The sequence below is a fragment of the Pollutimonas harenae genome (assembly GCF_004153685.1).
In the GTDB taxonomy this organism is placed as follows: Bacteria; Pseudomonadota; Gammaproteobacteria; order Burkholderiales; family Burkholderiaceae_B; genus Pusillimonas_C; species Pusillimonas_C harenae.
The window spans coordinates 832909-852092 of the sequence record NZ_SDQD01000001.1 but is presented as its reverse complement, the minus strand read 5'-3'; the positions used below and the strand labels follow the sequence as shown (position 1 = coordinate 852092).

The following is a 19184-nucleotide window of genomic DNA, read 5'->3' as shown; positions in this document are numbered from 1 at the left end:
GGCCAAAAAAGACCTGGCTGCAAATGGTTATTATGGTCCTCGACTTGCATAGTGCGTTTCTCACCTCGTATTATCCGCGCTATTGCTGCTGAAATGCAGTTACTGGAAACTCATGACTAAAACGCTCATTATTGCCGAGAAACCCTCGGTTGCACTGGATATTTCCCGCGCCCTCGGCGGCTTCACCCGGGAAGGCGACTATTTTGAAAGCGAGCAGTATGTGCTGGCCTCCAGCGTAGGCCACCTGCTCAGCCTGGTTGCGCCCAACGATCCTGTACGCGGCAAATGGAGCTTCACACATCTGCCGGTCATTCCGCCTCAGTTTGAACTGGGCCCTACCGACAAGCGTTCTGCCGAACGGCTCAAGCTGCTGGTCAAACTGCTCAAGCGCAAAGATGTAGACGCGGTCATCAACGCCTGCGACGCGGGACGCGAAGGCGAGCTTATCTTCCGTTATATAGTCCAGTATTCAGGCGTCAAGAAGCCCGTCAAGCGCCTCTGGCTGCGCTCGATGACACAAGCAGCCATACGCGAGGCGTTTGCCAATCTGCGCGACGACGACACCATGAAACCGCTGGAAGCCGCTGCTCGTTCGCGTGCCGAGGCCGACTGGCTGGTAGGCATCAACGGCACACGCGCCATGACAGCATTCAACAGCAAGGACGGCGGCTTTTTCAAGACGCCTGTGGGTCGTGTCCAGACCCCCACGCTGGCCATCGTCAACGAACGCGAAGAACGCATACGTAAATTCGTTTCCCGCGACTACTGGGAAGTCCACGGCACTTTTGTCGCTGCCGCCGGCTTCTACACAGGGCGCTGGTTTGACCCCAAGTTCGTCAAGGACGAGCGCGACCCCGAAAAACGCGACTCACGCCTCTGGTCGAGCACGGCCGCGCAAACTATTGTGATGGCCTGCCGTGAACAGCCCGGCAAGGTTACAGAGGAGTCCAAGCCCTCTACCCAGATATCACCTGCCCTGTTTGACCTGACGTCGCTGCAGCGCGAGGCCAACTCCCGCTTTGGCTTCTCGGCCAAGACCACGCTTGCCCTGGCCCAGACTCTGTACGAGCGCCATAAGGCTTTGACCTATCCGCGCACCGACTCGCGCTATCTGCCCGAAGACTACCTCGGCACGGTTCAGCAGACCATGGAGGCCCTGTCAGAAGGCGGATCATCGGCAGCCGCCGGCGTACGCCCATTTGCGGAGACCATTTGCAAACAAAAGTGGGTCAGGCCCAACAGGCGTATTTTCGACGACAAGAAGGTGTCAGATCACTTCGCCATTATCCCTACCCTGCAGATTCCGCGTGAACTGAGCGAGGCCGAAAGCAAGATCTATGACTTGATCACCCGCCGTTTTCTGGCGGTCTTTTTCCCGGCTGCAGAGTTCCGCATCACCACGCGTATCACCGAGGTGTCCGGCCACCACTTCAAGACCGAAGGCAAGGTCCTGATTGCACCGGGCTGGCTGGCCATTTACGGCCGCGAGGCACAAGGCGACGATACAACCCTGGTTGCCGTCTCCGAAGGCGAAACGGTCAAGACGGAAGAGGTCGAGGCCAAGGGCCTGGCTACCAAGCCTCCCGCGCACTTTACCGAAGCAACCCTGCTGTCGGCCATGGAAGGCGCGGGCAAGCTGGTCGACGACGAAGCGCTACGCGAAGCCATGTCCGAGCGCGGCTTGGGCACACCGGCAACACGGGCAGCCATCATCGAGGGGCTGCTCAACGAGGGCTATTTGCGGCGCGAAGGCCGCGACCTGATACCCAGTGCCAAGGCGCGCCAGCTGATGACGTTGCTGTCCGGACTTGGGGTCAATGAACTGACGTCGCCCGAGCTGACAGGAGAATGGGAACATCGCCTGAAGCAGATCGAGCAGCGAGAACTGGACCGCGATGCCTTCATGCGCGAGATCGCGCAAATGACACAGGTTATTGTGAAGCGCGCGAAAGAGTACGAGCGCGACACCGTGCCCGGCGATTATGCAACCCTGGCCACACCCTGCCCCAAGTGCGGCAGCGTGGTCAAGGAAAACTACCGCCGCTATGCCTGCACAAGTTGTGATTTTTCCATAGGCAAGCATCCGGGCGGGCGCACTTTCGAGATCGCCGAAGTTGAAGAGTTGCTGACCAAGCGCCAGCTGGGTCCACTGCCTGGTTTCATCAGCAAAATGGGCCGCCCGTTTGCGGCATTGCTGCGGATTACCGATGAGTACAAGCTGGAGTTCGATTTCGGTCAGAAGGATGATGAGGACACTGAGCCGGTCGACTTTTCAGGACATACAGCGGTAGGGGATTGCCCGAAATGCCACCACAAGGTGTATGAGCATGGCATGAATTATGTCTGCGAAAAGTCGGTGGGCCCAGAGAAAACCTGCGATTTCCGTACGGGCAAGATGATTCTGCAACAGGAGATTTCGGCTACACAGGTCAGCAAGTTGTTGTCGGAAGGCAAGACGGATTTGCTCGAGGGCTTTGTTTCGAGCCGTACGAACCGGAAGTTCAAGGCCTATTTGGTGAAGCAGCCGAATGGCAAGATAGGCTTTGAGTTCGAGGCACGCCCTGCGAAGGCCGGGGCTAAGACGGCCGCCAAGAAAGCGGCATCAAAGACGGCGAGCAAGACTGCGGCGAAGAAGGCGCCGGCCAAGAAGGCCGCTACGAAGGCACCAGCGAAGAAGGCTGCTGCCAAGAAAGCGGCGGTGAAGAAGGCTGCTGTGAAGAAGGCGGTCAAGGCTGCACCCGTGACGACGCCTGAGGATGATGATCCACCGTTTTAAGCGACGGGTAGCCCTGGCAAAGCCAGGGCCGCAGCGCGCCTAGCCGGAACAGCCCCTACCCGTACGCCAATTCCTTGAAGAACAGCGAAATCTCGGGCACATAAGTAATCATCAACAGGCACGCCAGCACCACTGCCACGAAAGGCAGCAACGACTTCACCAACCGCTCTATCGGCAGATTTGCCACCGCGCAGGCGGCGAACAGATTCACCCCAAAAGGCGGCGTCACCATACCCAGGGCCAGATTCACCACCATGATGACCCCGAAGTGCGCGGGATCCACACCAAACTGCATGGCCACCGGCAACAGCAAGGGGGCCAGTACCACGATTGAAGCCGAAGTTTCGATGAACATCCCAATGAAGAAGAGCGCTACGTTCAGGCCCATCAGGAAGGTGTACTTATCGCTGAAAATCATGCCCAGCCATTGGCCCAGGGCCGCTGGAATACCCGCTCGATTGAGCAGGAAGCCGAACACCCCCGCATTGGCAATCACAAACATGATGACCGCGGTCGACACCACCGATCTATGCAGTGTTTTCGATAAATTAGTGAACGTTAAGCGACGATAGACAAATATGCCAACAATCAAGGCGTAGACCACCGCCACCGCTGAGGCCTCGGTAGGCGTAAAAATGCCACCGTAAATACCACCCAGAATAATGCCGGGCATCAGCAAAGCCAGCCAGGCGCGCTTGAAGGCGGGCCACAGCGGCAGCCTGTCAGCGCCATCCTGCTTGCCATAACCATGCCGGCGCGCGTAGACCCAGACATAAGTCATCAGGGCGCCAGCAATCAGAATACCCGGGCCGATACCAGCAATAAACAGTTCGCCCACCGATGTGTCGGTGGACACTGCAAACAGAATCATGGGAATCGACGGCGGGATGATGACACCCAGCTCAGCTGCCGAGGCTTGCAGCGATGCGGAGAAAGGCTTGGGGTAGCCATGCTTGACCATGGCCGGAATAAGAATGGCACCCACGGCAAAGGTGGTGGCCACGCTGGACCCCGCCACAGCGGCGAAGATCATGCATGTCAGCACGCAGCTGCATGCCAGCCCGCCCTGCATGCCACCCACCACGCTCTTGGCGAAATCGACCATGCGCTCGGAAATGCCACCGGCTTCCATCAGATTGCCGGCCAAAATGAAGAAGGGCACGGCAACCAAGGGGTACTTATCGAGCGACGCATAGATTTGCTGCGCAATCACCAGCCAGGTCATGCCGTCATACGCCACGCCCAGCATGCTGGCGAGGCCGATGGCAACCGCCACCGGCACCGATAGCGCAAAAAACAGCAACATTGAAATAACCATCAACTGCGGCATGGTTTCACCTGATTTTGTTCATTTATGAGAATGTTGTTTGTGCTGCGTCGGACCATCCGTCAGATGACGGTGTCGTCGACGATGGCCTTGCGCGGGCCTTCGGCCCAGAACGCCACGACCGCCAATATGGCCAACACCATGCCTATGGGTATGGAGATGTAGACCCATGAAATCGACACTTCGAGACTGGGCATGGTCTGAAAGCGTACCCGCCATGTCATCTGGCCCCCTGCCCACGCCATAAAGCCGAGGAAGCTCACACATATGACCAGAATCACATGCTCCAGCCAGCGCTTGTTGCGAGGCGCCAAAAAACTATGCAGCATTTCCACACTCAGCATGGCGCCTTGCCTGAAGGCCAATGCAACACCCAGCATGACGGTCCAGATCAAAGAGGCTCGAGTCCAGGCCTCGCTCCAGTCGGCCGGTGACTCCAGCACGAAACGCGCAATGACCTGATAGAAGCCGGCAGCTACGGCGGAAAGAATCAATAGCTGGGTAACGGCCGAAACCAACTTGAAGAGGGATCGATCCAGAAGGCGGATGACTGTCACAGATTTGTCCTGTTTATATCGTACCCGGCGCCTGCGGGCAAAATGCATGAAGAAATGACAAAGGCTGGCAGTGAGCCAGCCCTGGTCTTGACGCTAATATCGTGTCGGCCAATCTGCTTGTTGCAAGACCGGCAAGACACGATGAATCCAAGACTTACTTGGTATTTTGAATGGACTCTACCAGCTCTTTGCCGAACTGCTTGTAGTACTCCGGGTAGACCGGCTGTACGGCTTTCACGAACGCTGCGTGATCAACGGTGTTGACCTGCATACCTTCTTTTTTGACTGCTTCGATGCCACTGGCTTCGATGTCGTCGACATACTTGCGCATCGCCATGGCCGACTCGTGACCAGCTTTTTTGAATTTTTCTTTGTCAGCGTCAGACAGACCGTCGTAGACATTGGGTGAGACCAGTACCAGAGCCGGACCATATACGTGTGCCGTCAGGGACAGATATTTTTGCAACTGAGGCAGTTTGGCCGACACGATCACGGACAGTGGGTTTTCCTGGCCATCGATAGTGCCTTGCTGTAGGGCGGTGGCCACTTCAGGCCATGCCATAGGCGTAGCCAGAATGCCGATTTCGCGGAATGCGGCAATATGGATGGGATTTTCGGTTGTGCGGATTTTCAGGCCCTTGGCATCTTCGGGCGTGCTGACGGGACGCACATTATTGGTGAGATGGCGAAAACCTTGCTCGCCCCAGGCCAGAGCGACAAGGCCGCGCTTGGGGAATTCACCCAGCATTTTCTGGCCAATCTCGCCGTCGAGTACCTTGCGGGCATGCGCCAGGTCACGGAACAGGAAGGGGATGTCGAATACCCCGGTTTCGGGCACGAAGTTCAGCGTGGCGCCGGTAGACACGATGGCCAGGTCGATGGTGCCCAGTTGCAGGCCTTCGATCACTTCGCGTTCACCGCCCAGCGCGCTGTTGGGGAATTGTTCGATCTTGAACTCGCCATTGGTGGCGCCTTCAAGGGATTTGGCAAAGGCGTCGGCGCCTGCACCATAGTGTGAACTGGTAGAGAGCGCATAGGCCATCTTCAGCTTGGTTTCAGCCAGCGCGGGCGCGGCAACGAACATGCTGGCCATAGAGGCGGCCAGCAGGGCTTTGGTAAACCAGGTATTACGCATTATTTCCCCAACATAAGACATTGTGTAGCGACTTCAGGTTTTTACCTGAAACACAGCCGCTATGGTATAGGGGTTTTCTTTGATCAGGTCCTATGCATTCCTTCAGTCGGAAGCGGTAATGCGGTTTTATACGACACTTGCTTCAAGGCAAAGCTGGAGCGTATTTTTTCGATGCCCGGGATGGGCGTGAGCTGTTCCAGTATGAATCGCTCAAGCGCGGCGATCGTGGGCAGAGCGACTCGAATAAGGTAGTCGGAGTCGCCTGTCATCAAATAGCACTCCATGACCTCTGGATGCTCGGCGATACTACGCTCGAAATTGGCCAAAGCATCTTTATTTTGCGACTTCAGACTGATGGAGATGAATACATTCAGGTCCAGGCCCAGGGCGGCCGCATCGGCCAAGGCAACATAGCGTGTGATGACCCCGGCGGCCTGCAAGGCCTTGACCCGCAGCAGGCAAGGCGAAGGCGACAGATGCACTCGCCGCGCCAGTTCGACATTGCTTAAACCGCCATCACGCTGCAACTCGTCAAGAATGCGCAGATCGGTGAGATCCAGCCGTGCGCTTTGCTTCATGAGCTTCCCCCGTTCCGCCATGCAGGCGCACCTATTTTCATATACACCCGGTCCACATCCATAGCATCAAAACAAAAAACTTTAAAAACAAAATTTACAAGCATTTTATGCTTAAAAAATGTATTAACACATAGATATTAAGAACCTAATGCCAGGTTTTTCAGCGCACAATGGTGGCATCAAAACGATGATCTCATGCCAGCAACCTTATTCCACCCCCAGACATGAACTCACCCTTGCCTTTACACCACTTGCTGCCCGCCCCCGATCACCACGGAGATGACGATCCGGAAGAAACCCAGGAGTGGCGTGAATCTTTCCAGACCCTGGTCAGCTCTCAAGGCACCGAGCGCGGCAGTTTCATGCTGCAGGAGCTGCTACGTCTGGCCAGTGGCATGCATGTTTCCTGCGTACCGCCCGCCGGTACGCCTTATGTAAATACCATTACGGCACAACAACAGCCGGACTTTCCCGGTGACCTCGATCTGGAAACCCGCCTGGGGGCGCTGATGCGCTGGAATGCCTTGGCCATGGTGGTGCGCGCCAATGCTGCCTACGGTGAGCTGGGCGGCCACATCGCCAGCTATGCCAGTGCGGCCGATCTGTTCGAGGTCGGCTTCAATCACTTCTTCCACGCTCGCAACGACGATGCCAAACAGCAGGGTGGTGACCTGGTTTTCTTCCAGCCTCACAGCGCACCGGGCGTCTACGCCCGCGCCTATCTCGAAGGACGGCTCACTCAGGAAGACCTGGCCCATTACCGCCAGGAATTACGCGGCCCACGCGCTGGCGCGCGTGGCCTGTCCAGCTATCCTCACCCCTACCTGATGCCGGATTTCTGGCAGTTTCCCACCGGCTCCATGGGTATAGGCCCCATCAGTTCCATCTACCAGGCCCGCTTCATGCGTTACCTGACACACCGCGGCCTGCTCGACTGCCAGGGACGCAAAGTGTGGGGCATATTCGGCGATGGCGAAATGGACGAACCCGAATCCATGAGCGCCCTTACACTAGCCTCGCGCGAAGGCCTGGACAACCTCGTCTGGGTGGTGAACTGCAATCTGCAGCGGCTCGACGGGCCCGTGCGCGGCAACTCGCGCATCATCGATGAACTGGAACGCCATTTCCTGGGCGCAGGCTGGAACGTCATCAAACTGCTGTGGGGCAGCGACTGGGACGGCCTGTTCGCCCGCGACACACAGGGCGCGCTAGTGCGAGCCCTGTCCAATACCGTCGACGGGCAGATGCAGACTTTTGCGGCCAAGGACGGCCGCTACAACCGCGAACACTTCTTTGACCAGAATCCCGAACTGAAAAGGCTGGCGCAGGGCATGAGCGACGAGCAAATTGATGCCTTGAAGCGCGGTGGGCACGATCTTGTGAAAATACATGCCGCCTACGCCACCGCAGCCGCGCATCGCGGTCAGCCCACCGTCATTCTGGCTCACACCAAGAAGGGCTATGGCATGGGCGCGGCCGGTCAGGGCCGCATGACCACGCACTCACACAAGAAATTCGAAGACACCGACCTGCTGGCTTTTCGTGACCGTTTCAAACTGCCTTTGAGCGATGAACAAGCCCGCAGGCTGGACTTTTACAAACCCGCCGACGACAGCCCCGAGCTACGCTATCTGCACGACAAGCGACAGACGCTGGGCGGCTACCTGCCGGCACGCCAAAGCCATGCTGATCGGGTCACGGTGCCCGCGCTGGCCAGCTATGGCCAGTTCGCGCTGCAAGGCAATAGCCGTGAAATGTCCACCACCATGGCTTTCGTGCGCATGCTGGGCAGCCTGCTCAAAGACAAAGAACTGGGACCCAGGCTGGTACCCATTGTGGCCGATGAAGCCCGCACCTTCGGCATGGCCAATCTGTTCAAGCAGGTGGGCATTTACTCCAGCGTCGGCCAGCGCTATGAGCCGGAAGACATAGGCTCGCTGCTGAGCTATCACGAAGCCACCAATGGACAGATACTGGAAGAAGGCATCAGCGAAGCCGCCGCCATATCGAGCTGGACAGCGGCCGCCACCAGCTACAGCGTGCACGGTCTGGCCATGCTGCCCTTCTACATCTACTACTCGATGTTCGGTTTCCAGCGTGTCGGCGACCTGATCTGGGCCGCCGCCGACCAGCGTCCGCGCGGCTTCCTAATTGGCGCCACATCCGGCCGCACGACGCTGGCCGGAGAAGGCCTGCAGCATCAGGACGGCAGTAGTCATCTGATGGCCGCCACCATACCCAACTGCAAAGCCTACGACCCCGCTTTTGCCGGTGAGCTGGCTGTTATCGTCGACCACGGTATGCACGAGATGCTCGAAGAACAAGGCGACGTCTTCTATTACATCACCACCATGAACGAGAACTACGCTCAGCCCGATCTGCCTGCAGACAAGCATGAAGACGTAATTCGCGGTGCCTGGCACTATGCCCGTTACCCGGCGCAAGGCGACCAGTCTGCACAAGCCCCTTGCGCCACCCTGCTGGGTTCAGGCGCCATCCTGACTGAAGTCATCCGCGCCGCCGCCCAGCTATCTGCCGAAGGCATCACCGTCGACGTGTTCAGCGTGACCAGCTGGAGCGAACTTGCCCGCGAAGGCCGGCGTGTTGTCGAGGCCGACCTGAGCAATGCCCAGGCGGCCGGCAACAGCTTTATTGCCCATCAGCTGGCACAGAGTGCTGGCCCGATTGTGGCCGCCAGCGACTATGTACGCCAGGTACCTGAGTCCATACGCGCCTATTTGCCCTCCGAACGGCGCTACCTGACTCTGGGCACCGACGACTTTGGCCGCAGCGACTCCCGCAGCGAGTTGCGGCGTTTTTTCGAGGTTGATGCGCTGGCCATCGCCCGAACGGCCCGGGCAGCCTTGGGCTTATCTGTTTAGACGGCGTCGGCCTCAGTCTTCAACGTACCAGGTGTCTTCCGACAACATGACTTGCTGATGGCCGTAGCCGGCAGGCATCATGGGGAAACAGTTCTCCTGAGCCACGACGACGACGTCCAGAAAGAAGGGGCCATCATGACTCATGCACTCGGCCAGCGCCGCATCCAGGTCGGCCGGGTTTTCGACACGCGCGGCGCCCCAGCCAAAGGCCTTGGCCAAGGCGACAAAATCAGGCAAAGAAGCGTTATAGCTATGGCTGTAGCGACCATCGTGAATCAGCTCCTGCCACTGGCGCACCATGCCCATATGGCCGTTGTTGCACAGTACGACTTTGACCGGCGTCTGGTGCTGGGTGGCGCTGGCCAGTTCCTGGATATTCATTAATACTGAAGCATCACCGCTGACGCAAACCACAGGCTTGTCGGGGTGTGCGATTTGCGCGCCTATGGCGGCCGGCAAGCCATAACCCATGGTGCCTGCCCCACCGGACGTCAGCCAGCGGTTGGGACGATTGAACTTGATGTACTGTGCGGCCCACATCTGGTGCTGGCCCACGTCAGTGGCGATGACGGCATCAGTGCCCGTGAGCACATGATCCAGGCGCTGCATGAGGTGCTGTGGCAGGATATGCTCGGTTGACGGCGTCACCTTCAGGCAATCTTTGGCACGCCATACGGCAATGCGCTGCCACCAGGCATCCAGCCGCCCGGGCTCCAGCTCCAGCTGCCCCAGTTCCTTGCGCAAGGCGCGCAAGAGCGGATAGCAGTCGCCCACCATGGCCACGTCGGCGCGCACGACCTTATTGATGGATGCCGGATCGATATCAAGATGGATTTTGCTGGCATGCGGACAAAAGTCAGACAAACGACCGGTGATGCGATCATCAAAACGCGCACCCACGCAAATAATCAGATCGGCGTGGTGCATGGCCAGGTTGGCTTCCAGCGTGCCATGCATCCCCAACATGCCCAGGAATAACGGATCATCGGCCGGGAAGGCGCCCAGGCCCATCAGGGTCAGGGTGCACGGCGCGCCCATGTCCTGCACCAGGCTGGTGTAGGCATGGCAGGCGTCGATGCCTGAATTGATCAGCCCGCCTCCACCATAAAAAACAGGACGCTTGGCATTGGCAATCAGCGCAGCGGCACGTTTGATGGCAGCTTCTGTTGCCGGGCTGTTGGTCTCGATGACGGCCTGTTCCGGCAGCCCGGTGCCGGTGGTCTGCTCGGGTACCAGGCCAATCTGCATGTCTTTGGGAAAATCGAGCAATACCGGGCCAGGCCGACCCGAAGTCGTCAGTTGATAGGCTTTGGCAGCCAGAGCAGCCACGTCTTCAGTGCGCCGGATTTGTGCATTCCACTTGGTGACCGGTCGCGAAATTCCAATGGCATCACACTCCTGGAAAGCATCGGTGCCTATGGCTCCGGTTGCTACCTGGCCGCTGATGCACAGCACGGGGATGGAGTCGCACAAGGCGTCCAGCAAACCCGAAGTGGTATTGGCCATGCCTGGCCCCGACGTCACCACAACCACCCCGGGCTTGCCGGTAGAACGGGCATAACCCTCGGCGGCGTGCATGGCCCCCTGCTCGTGCCGGACCAGCACATGCCGTATGCGCGGCTCGGAATACAAGGCATCGTACAAAGGCAGCACAGCGCCCCCCGGATAGCCAAAAATCGTATCCACCCCGCAGGAAATCAAGGTTTCAAGCAGGGTCTGGGCTCCATTGAGGGCGGCACTTTCAGTAGTAGTATTCACGGACTTGCACTTTATTGCATAAGATATGGGTCTCTGAAGTTTATTACCTTTTCAACCCGCGCTACAAAACTCCTATGACCGACCCCGCTACACCCTGGCATCTCGTCAAAAAATCCACCTTGCACGGTAATGGGGTCTTCGCTGCACGCGATATTCCCGCCGGCACGCAAATCATCGAGTATCGCGGCAAACGTATTACGCCCGAACAGGCCGACGACATGCACCCGGTCAATCCTGATGATCCTTTCCACACTTTCTTTTTTTCGCTCAGCAGCGGCAAGATCATTGATGGCGGCCAACGCGGCAATGAGGCGCGCTGGATCAATCACGCCTGTGCCCCCAACTGCGAAACACAGGAAAACGCCAGCGGCAAAAAGGTGTTTGTCGTCGCATTGGAAGACATTCCTGCGGGCGCAGAACTATTTTATGACTATGGCCTGATCCTGGACGGGCGCATCACCAAGAAGCTGCGCAGCCAGTACCAGTGCCTGTGCGGCGCTGAGTCCTGTCGCGGCACCATGCTGGCCCTGCCTAAGAAAAAATCCGGGTCAGGTAAAAAGAAGAAGGCCGGAAAACCGTCTAAATGACCCACAAACCGGGATGCCCAAGCGCGGGAAACCCCGGGCTATCAAAATCGTGCAGACACGTTAGCATGTTGGCTATTCCATCAAAGCAACCGTGTCTGTTTTCGTCATGTCTTCCCCAAACCCATCCAGCACAGAGCCTATAGAACCCGTCATACCCGAGGTGGTTGATCCGCCCGTCAAGGTTCCACTGAAAATCGAAGACTGGATCTCGGTGCTTGTGCTGGCCATACTGGCGCTCATCACTTTCGCCAATGTGGTGGTCCGCTACACAACAGACCAATCCTTTGCCTGGACGGAAGAGATCTCGGTTTTCCTGCTCATCGTACTGACCATGACTGCCGGCGCAACCGCCTTCGTACGCAACCAGCATATACGCATAGAACTGTTCGCCGACGGCGGAACACCCAGGCGTCGCCGCCGACTGGCGCTGATCAGCTACTCGCTGGTCCTGGCTTTTTTCGTACTGCTGACCGTTCTGTCTGCGCGCATGGCCCTGGATGAATTCAACTGGGGCGACACCTCACCCGCCATAGGTGTGCCTACATGGTGGTATTCCATGTGGATGCCCGTGCTGGCTTTTGGCATTTCACTGCGGATCGCCGGCATGCTGCGCCGCCTGCTGCGGGAACCCGCATGATCGTCGCTACGCTGTTCATTGTCTTTGTCGTGCTCATGGTCATTGGCATGCCCGTGGGCGTCGCCCTGGGCATCGCGGGCACGCTGTCCATAGTAATGTCCAACCTGGATACCCACTGGTTCGGCCTGCTGGCGGTGCCGCAAAGCTTTTACGCCGGCCTGGCCAAATATCCCTTGCTGGCTATCCCCATGTTTGTCCTGGTGGGGTCTATTTTCGACCGCTCGGGCGTCGCCAGCCGACTCGTCAACTTCGCCATTGCCATCGTCGGCCGTGGCCCCGGCATGCTGCCGCTGGTGGCAATCGCCGTAGCCATGTTCCTGGGCGGTATTTCGGGTTCAGGGCCTGCGTGTGCGGCCGCCGTAGGCGCCGTAATGATAGGTGCCATGACTCGGGCGGGCTATCCCAAGCCGTTTTCAGCCAGTATTGTGGCAGCCGGCGCATCAACCGACATCCTGATTCCGCCCTCGATTGCTTTCATTGTCTATTCCATACTGGTGCCCCAAGCATCGGTGCCGGCCCTGTTCGCAGCAGGCATGATTCCGGGCATTATGGTGGGCATTGCCCTGATCATACCGGCCGTCTGGCTGGCGCGGCGCCACAATATGGGCGCCCTTGAAAGCAGTTTGCCGCGCCCACGCTTCTGGCCTAGTCTGCTCGAAGCTTCATGGGGGTTGATCGCGCCGGTCATCATACTGGGCGGCATGCGCATGGGTTACTTTACGCCCACCGAGGCTGCCGTCGTAGCAGTGTTCTATGGCCTTTTCGTGGGCATGTGCATACATCGCACCATCAAGATACGCGACCTGTTCACCATACTGCGCGAAGCGGCCGAACTGTCCGCCGTCATCATGCTGGTCGTGACCTTGGCCGGCATCTTTGCATGGGCCTTGTCCACGCTTAGCGTCATCGACCCCATCACTCACGCCATCGTCAACTCGGGGCTGGGCGAATACGGTGTCATGGCCCTGCTGATCGTGCTGCTGGTCGTACTGGGCATGTTTCTTGACGGCATCTCCATCTTCTTGATTTTTGTTCCCTTGCTCATGCCCATTGTGGCGGCTTATCAATGGGATGCCGTCTGGTTCGGCGTGCTCCTGACACTCATGGTTGCAGTAGGGCAGTTTACGCCGCCGCTCGCCGTCAATCTCATGGTGTCTTGCCGAATTGCCAAAGTACCCATGGAAAGTACGGTGCAATGGGTCATGTGGCTGCTGTTATCCATGTTCCTGGTACTGGTGCTGGTCATCATGTTCCCCGAACTGGCCTTATGGCTGCCGCGCTACCTGGGCTTTTAACCATTACCCCTTAACTCGCCGGCGACATGATGTCTCCGGCCTTTACGTGCATAACCACACCTCTCGAGGAGACCACATGAAAATCCGTTCACTACTTGGCGCCATTACCTGCGCCGTAGCGGCCCTGTCCGCTACGTCCACCGCGCATGCGGCCGACTATAAATCCGAATACAAGCTGTCCATCGTGGTGGGCACCACCTTCCCCTGGGGCCAGGGTGCCGAGATCTGGTCCAAGCTGGTCAAGGAACGCACCGACGGCCGCATCAATATCAAAATCTATCCCGGCACCTCGCTGGTACAGGGCGACCAGACGCGCGAATTCACCGCTATCCGCCAGGGCGTGATCGACATGGCCATCGGATCGACCATCAACTGGTCTCCCCAGGTCAAACAGCTCAACCTGTTCTCTCTGCCCTTCCTGATGCCCGACTACGCGGCCATCGATGCTCTGATACACGGCGAAGTCGGCAAGCAATTGTTCAAGCACCTTGAAAAAGCAGGCGTCGTGCCGCTGGCCTGGGGCGAAAACGGCTATCGTCAGCTCAGCAACTCCAAGCGTGAGGTCAAATCACCGGAAGACTTGAAGGGCATGAAACTGCGTGTGGTGGGCTCGCCGCTGTATATCGATACTTTCACGGCATTGGGCGCAAATCCGACTCAAATGAGCTGGGCTGACGCACAACCCGCCCTGGCCACCGGTGCTGTGGATGGGCAAGAAAACCCGCTGTCCATTTACGCTGGCGCCAAGCTCTACGACGTCGCACAAAAGTACCTGACACTGTGGAACTATGTGGCCGACCCGCTGGTATTCGTGGTGAACAAGGATGTATGGGAGTCCTGGACGGAAGAAGATCGCAAGATTGTGCGTGAAGCGGCAATCGAAGCCGGCAAACAGGAAATCGTGATTGCTCGCAAGGGTGTCACGCCTGAAGACCCTTCGATGCTGAAAGACATTGAAAGCCATGGCGTAACGGTTACCAGCCTGACGCCAGAGCAGCACGATGCATTTGTTAAGGTGACCAAGCCTGTCTTTGAAAAATGGAAGAAGACCATCGGTGAGGATCTGGTCAACCAGGCCCAGAAAGATATTGAAGCTCGCAAGAAGTAAGGGCTCAAGCAGCAAGGGTTAAACCCTGCTGACTTTTTAAGGAACGGTTCGCCGTTCCTTTTTTATTTGTCTGCTCGGCAACACCTGCCAGGCCGTCTTAGCAAGCAAATACAGCGAACTCAATTGGCATTGCTTCCCATACACGCGACAGCCATCAGGCATGCTCCGACATCTCACTCAGGCAGTCCTCCACCGACCCAATCACCACCTGCGCACTGCAGGCAATCATCAAATTCAGGTTCAGCCCAAAATCCTCCACGGTATACCCCTGAGTATCTGTATACACCGGACTGCCTGGCGACCGAACCACCGGTACTTGCTTGATCAGCGGCCGGGCATCATCCGTATACACCCACACCGGCTTACCCAGCGCCGCAGCATAGCCCACCTCGAAAGCCGTGCCCGAATCAGGCTCTGCACCCCGAAAGGCATTGACATTTGCCGCCACCATATCGGCCTGCTCAATCAGTCCAATATTGGCCCGATAGATCCACAGTGCCAACTCCGGCCCGCTCAGATTCCTGGGCGCCTGGTTGTCCAGCGGATACAGGCCCATAAAACCATACTTGCTGCACAAAACCTTTAAAGTGTCACCCCATTGCCGGGCGTCAGGCCGGAATACGTCAAAGCCGGCCAGATATATGGATTTCATGATCTCTCCAGGGCCAGTCTCCACCCAAAAGAAGGGGACGGCCTCGCAAGCTATTTGAAGGCGGTTTCGATAAAGCTGCGCAGCTTGCGCGAATGCAGGCGTTCGCGCGGCATATCACGCAACAACTCGAGCGCCTGAATACCTATATGCAAGTGCTGACCAACTTGAGTACGGTAAAAGTCGCTGGCCATGCCAGGCAACTTCAGTTCACCATGCAAGGGCTTGTCAGATACACACAACAAGGTGCCATAAGGTACCCGAAAGCGAAAGCCATTGGCGGCAATGGTCGCCGACTCCATATCGAGCGCAATGGCACGCGATTGCGATAGCTGCCGCACCGGCTCGTCGTGGTCACGCAACTCCCAATTGCGATTGTCGATGGAAGCCACCGTACCGGTACGCATGATCTTCTTGAGCTCCCATCCCGACAGGCCCGACACATCGGCCACGGCCTGCTCCAGTGCCACCTGGATTTCCGCCAGTGGCGGTACCGGCACCCAGGTGGGCAGATCGGCGTCCAGTACGTGATCCTGCCGCACATAACCGTGGGCCAGCACATAATCACCCAGGCGCTGGGTGGTACGCAGACCGGCGCAATGACCCAGCATCAGCCAGGCCGAGGGCCGCAACACCGCCACATGGTCGGTGATGGTCTTGGCATTGGAAGGACCCACACCGATATTGATCAGGGTGATGCCCTTGTGATTCTCGCGCACCAAATGGTAAGAAGGCATCTGGGGAGCACGCATCAGCGGCAAGCCGCTGCGTTCGGCATCCGGACCCGCGCGCGTGACCACATTGCCCGGTTCGACGAGCGCCGTATAACCGCCCTCGCCCTGAGCCAGAGTTTCCTTGGCCCATTGGCAGAACTCGTCCACATAGAACTGATAATTGGTGAACAGCACGAAGTTCTGGAAGTGCTCGGGTGCCGTGGCCGTGTAATGCTGCAGTCTGTGCAGGGAATAGTCGACCCGCGGCGCGGTAAAGGGTGCCAGGGGCAAAGGCTCGCCCGTTCGCCCCTGCCAGGTGCCATTGACAATGGCATCATCGGTTACGGCCAGATCGGGGACATCGAAGCTGTCGCGCAGCGAGCCGCCCAGCAATGTGTCGGAATAAACGCTTTCCACATACTGCCCGTCGGCAAATGAGAAATGCAGAGGGATGGGCATATCGGACTCGCCGATCTCCACCGGCACGCTGTGGTTCTTGATCAGTAACCCGATCTGCTCAAGCAGATAATCAAAATACAGGGCCGGCTGGGTCACCGTCGTCATGTATGTCCCCGGCTCGACCACATGGCCATACGACAGGCGGCTGTCAACCTCCTGGTAAGTACTGACCTTGATACGGATAGCCGGATAATAGGCCCGCGCTCGCCTGCCGGTCAGGCGGCCCTGGGCATATTCGGAAAACGCATCACGTATGAAAGCCGTATTCCGGGCGTAGATTTCGACCAGACGCTCTACCGCCGCCCTGGCATCGGTGAATGCCGTAAACGGCATGACGGGCGGCAACAGCGTGGAAGATATGGAATCAGACGAATCAGACATGTTTGCCACCAACAAAAAAGACAGTATATAAACCAACTATGACACGATATGCATCATCATGCATCCCTACTCCATGTCTGAGGCAAACGCACACTTTGTCGGCTTCACTTACCGCACAAAAGCAATGTCTTTATTTCATCTTCGCACTCACGCATCATCTAGCAGTCTGTCGAACCGGATCTTTGAGTTACGTAGTTTGATTGCCGCGCCTCCTGCTGCAATTGCGATTGGCGGCGATGTAGCAAAAGGCCAAACAGTAGTCCTTCTGCCTTTTTTATCGGGCTATGGTGGTCAGCAGCTCTCCGATACCATGTATTCGCGCTGAAATCAGATCACCGCTCTCGAGTGATATTGGCGGTGTCATGGCAAAGCCGACACCGGACGGCGTGCCTGTAGCGATAATATCACCAGCCTGCAGAGTCAGACCAGCCGAGACCTGAGAGATGATCTGGGGAATGTCGAAAAGGAGATCAGAGGTATTGGACGACTGCCTGACCTCTCCGTTAACCGACAACACTAGATCCAGCTTACCCGCATCTAACAACTCATCTTTTGTCACTACGACTGGCCCCATAGGGCAAGTACCATCCAGTGACTTTCCCTTAAACCACTGACCATGAAGCGCTTGTAGATCGCGCGCAGTAATATCATTGACTATGGTGTAGCCAAATATATATTTCATGGCATCGGCGGGGTCTATATTGCTCCCCTCTTTGCCAATCACCACACCCAGTTCAATCTCGTAGTCGAGTATGGCCGTATGCGCCGCATGCCTGCTAACCGCCTGCTTGTGTCCTACCAGCGTAGTAGCGGGTTTGGTAAAAAGTTCGATTGCTTTCGGAAAATCTTCTGCAGCCCTCCCTCTCGCAAGATTGCTTTCAACAATATGCGCTTTGTAATTTCGTCCTACGCAAATCACGTTTTTGGGCGGCTGGGGTATTGGCGGCAGAAAAGTAACCTCATCTGCATCTACGCAACATTCGGGCCTGTGTCTGGCTGCGTTTTGAAGTAAGGCCAGGGCATCCATACAAGAGTGCCCTGCTCGAATCACATCCAGGACAGATGTCGGCGCGGGGCTTCCTTGTAGCGGATGCTCTACAACGTTCCAGGCAGAACTAACGTCAAGGATTTGACCTTCTAGCATTAGCCCCAGCCGAGACTGTTGCCCTGTACGAGAGAATGTGAGCAGCTTCATGGTATTTCCTTATCCACCAGCTAGGCCGGCTCCATAGGCGCATTCAGCCTCACGCCCGGCACCTCTATCCCATTTGGACGACCATTTGTGGTGACACCATTACGTCGCAATAAAGGTTCCGGAATTTCCGGACCGTCTTCACAAGCCAACCAGAGCCTCAGTAAGTGGCGGCGCTGTTCGGGTTCGGGCCAATCTTCATAGGCCGTCCGTGAATGAAATATAGAAAAATTAGAAAGAAGTTGAATATCTCCTGGCAAAAACTCCATGTCCAAATATAAATCCGGATTGCAAGTCATGGCATCCAGACAATCTAACGCTTCATTTTGCTCTTCGGTCAGTCTTGGAACTTCCTCTAAAAGCTGTGCTTTCCTGATACCGCTGCGTACATAGTTTGCGTACATACGATTCTTGAATGAAACGAAAACCGGGCTGGAAGAATAAGGTAACTGACCTGCCGGGATCTCACCCCACCGGGTACGATGAAAATCACCAAGCAATACACGTGCTTGTTCAGGATGCTTGGATACCAATTCATTCCAAACAGTCGTGGAACTTACCACTGATGATAGCCCGCCAGATTTTGCAGGCCGCAGACATAATAGCCCGACCATGTCCGACGAATCCGTATGATAAGGAAGCCGATGTGAGGTCTGGTATCCTCGCACTGCCGGGTCTGCATAGTCCAAACCCAGGTTGGCAACATGGCCGAGCACGTGACCTTTGCCGTTTTGCGATACCGGCACGCCCAACACCAGCCCCAACGCCCAATATGCAGTTGCAGATTGCCGATATGAATACTGGTGAACAGGTAAACCTCGCAATAGAATCAAGCCACGTCCATAAAGGACAGAACTTTTTATTTTCTTTGACAAAGGTTCCAATCGATCCAACTCTGGTAAATCCCCAACTTTCACGTCAACAAGGTCTTTGCCGCTTGCTTCAACGTGGTGGATGATGATATCCAATGCAGCCAATTCATCCTTCGTGAGATGATGAGTCCACTCCTGCGGTGATTGCTTGAGCTGTGGGCCACGCCACGCTTGCTCATTCTGAAAAATAGGCAAGGCACCTACTTCATTCACAATTTCATTCATGCTTATCTCTCTATGACTTTTGAATGCATCCAGGCGAATGCCGAGGAACGTAT

15 protein-coding genes are annotated in these 19184 nt (G+C 56.9%); 6 read left to right on the top strand and 9 right to left on the bottom strand.

Annotated elements, in window-relative coordinates:
- The first annotated feature begins 112 nt into the window (after positions 1 to 112).
- Entirely contained in the window at positions 113 to 2776 is a 2664-nt protein-coding gene (locus ERD84_RS03995; protein WP_130038312.1) for a DNA topoisomerase III, read from the top strand.
- Between the two features lie 55 nt (positions 2777 to 2831).
- On the opposite strand, the gene ERD84_RS03990 is transcribed toward ERD84_RS03995, so the two are convergent.
- The 4 genes from ERD84_RS03990 to ERD84_RS03975 form a co-directional block, all read right to left on the bottom strand.
- Positions 2832 to 4106, bottom strand: a complete 1275-nt coding sequence (locus ERD84_RS03990; protein WP_130038311.1) for a TRAP transporter large permease — start codon at positions 4104 to 4106, stop codon at positions 2832 to 2834.
- Positions 4107 to 4165: 59 nt separating this feature from the next.
- Positions 4166 to 4651 carry a TRAP transporter small permease gene (locus ERD84_RS03985; protein ID WP_167667315.1) on the bottom strand — a complete coding sequence of 162 codons (486 nt, stop codon included), beginning with the start codon at positions 4649 to 4651 and terminating at the stop codon, positions 4166 to 4168.
- Between the two features lie 163 nt (positions 4652 to 4814).
- Positions 4815 to 5795 carry a TRAP transporter substrate-binding protein gene (locus ERD84_RS03980; RefSeq protein ID WP_130038309.1) on the bottom strand — a complete coding sequence of 327 codons (981 nt, stop codon included), beginning with the start codon at positions 5793 to 5795 and terminating at the stop codon, positions 4815 to 4817.
- An 83-nt stretch (positions 5796 to 5878) separates the two neighbouring features.
- A complete protein-coding gene (locus ERD84_RS03975; protein WP_130038308.1) occupies positions 5879 to 6373 on the bottom strand; it encodes an Lrp/AsnC family transcriptional regulator in 495 nt (164 codons plus the stop codon).
- A 224-nt stretch (positions 6374 to 6597) separates the two neighbouring features.
- Here ERD84_RS03975 and mdeB point away from each other — a divergent pair, with 224 nt between their 5' ends.
- Positions 6598 to 9255: an alpha-ketoglutarate dehydrogenase gene (gene mdeB / locus ERD84_RS03970; RefSeq protein ID WP_130038307.1), complete on the top strand. Its 2658-nt coding sequence runs from the start codon at positions 6598 to 6600 to the stop codon at positions 9253 to 9255.
- Between the two features lie 12 nt (positions 9256 to 9267).
- On the opposite strand, the gene ilvB is transcribed toward mdeB, so the two are convergent.
- A complete protein-coding gene (gene ilvB / locus ERD84_RS03965) occupies positions 9268 to 11013 on the bottom strand; it encodes a biosynthetic-type acetolactate synthase large subunit (protein ID WP_130038306.1) in 1746 nt (581 codons plus the stop codon).
- Between the two features lie 74 nt (positions 11014 to 11087).
- On the opposite strand from ilvB, the gene ERD84_RS03960 reads away from it, so the two are divergent.
- From ERD84_RS03960 to ERD84_RS03945, 4 genes are all read left to right on the top strand, one after another.
- Positions 11088 to 11600: an SET domain-containing protein gene (locus ERD84_RS03960; protein ID WP_130038305.1), complete on the top strand. Its 513-nt coding sequence runs from the start codon at positions 11088 to 11090 to the stop codon at positions 11598 to 11600.
- 106 nt (positions 11601 to 11706) lie between these two features.
- The gene (locus ERD84_RS03955) at positions 11707 to 12237 is read left to right on the top strand and encodes a TRAP transporter small permease (protein ID WP_130038304.1); all 531 of its coding nucleotides are present in this window, start codon (positions 11707 to 11709) and stop codon (positions 12235 to 12237) included.
- Positions 12234 to 13532, top strand: a complete 1299-nt coding sequence (locus ERD84_RS03950) for a TRAP transporter large permease (RefSeq protein WP_130038303.1) — start codon at positions 12234 to 12236, stop codon at positions 13530 to 13532. Before ERD84_RS03955 ends, ERD84_RS03950 begins: the two co-directional genes overlap by 4 nt.
- A gap of 76 nt (positions 13533 to 13608) precedes the next feature.
- Complete coding sequence (locus ERD84_RS03945) at positions 13609 to 14640, top strand: DctP family TRAP transporter solute-binding subunit (protein WP_130038302.1); 1032 nt, start codon at positions 13609 to 13611, stop codon at positions 14638 to 14640.
- A gap of 154 nt (positions 14641 to 14794) precedes the next feature.
- Here ERD84_RS03945 and ERD84_RS03940 read toward each other — a convergent pair whose 3' ends face one another.
- The 4 genes from ERD84_RS03940 to ERD84_RS03925 form a co-directional block, all read right to left on the bottom strand.
- Positions 14795 to 15292 (bottom strand): nucleoside 2-deoxyribosyltransferase, encoded by a 498-nt coding sequence (locus ERD84_RS03940; RefSeq protein ID WP_130038301.1) that lies wholly within the window; start codon positions 15290 to 15292, stop codon positions 14795 to 14797.
- 50 nt (positions 15293 to 15342) lie between these two features.
- Positions 15343 to 16842: an AMP nucleosidase gene (locus ERD84_RS03935; RefSeq protein WP_130038300.1), complete on the bottom strand. Its 1500-nt coding sequence runs from the start codon at positions 16840 to 16842 to the stop codon at positions 15343 to 15345.
- Between the two features lie 274 nt (positions 16843 to 17116).
- Positions 17117 to 18037: a fumarylacetoacetate hydrolase family protein gene (locus tag ERD84_RS03930; RefSeq protein WP_130038299.1), complete on the bottom strand. Its 921-nt coding sequence runs from the start codon at positions 18035 to 18037 to the stop codon at positions 17117 to 17119.
- Positions 18038 to 18057: 20 nt separating this feature from the next.
- Positions 18058 to 19131: a TauD/TfdA family dioxygenase gene (locus tag ERD84_RS03925; RefSeq protein WP_130038298.1), complete on the bottom strand. Its 1074-nt coding sequence runs from the start codon at positions 19129 to 19131 to the stop codon at positions 18058 to 18060.
- Positions 19132 to 19184 lie beyond the last annotated feature (53 nt).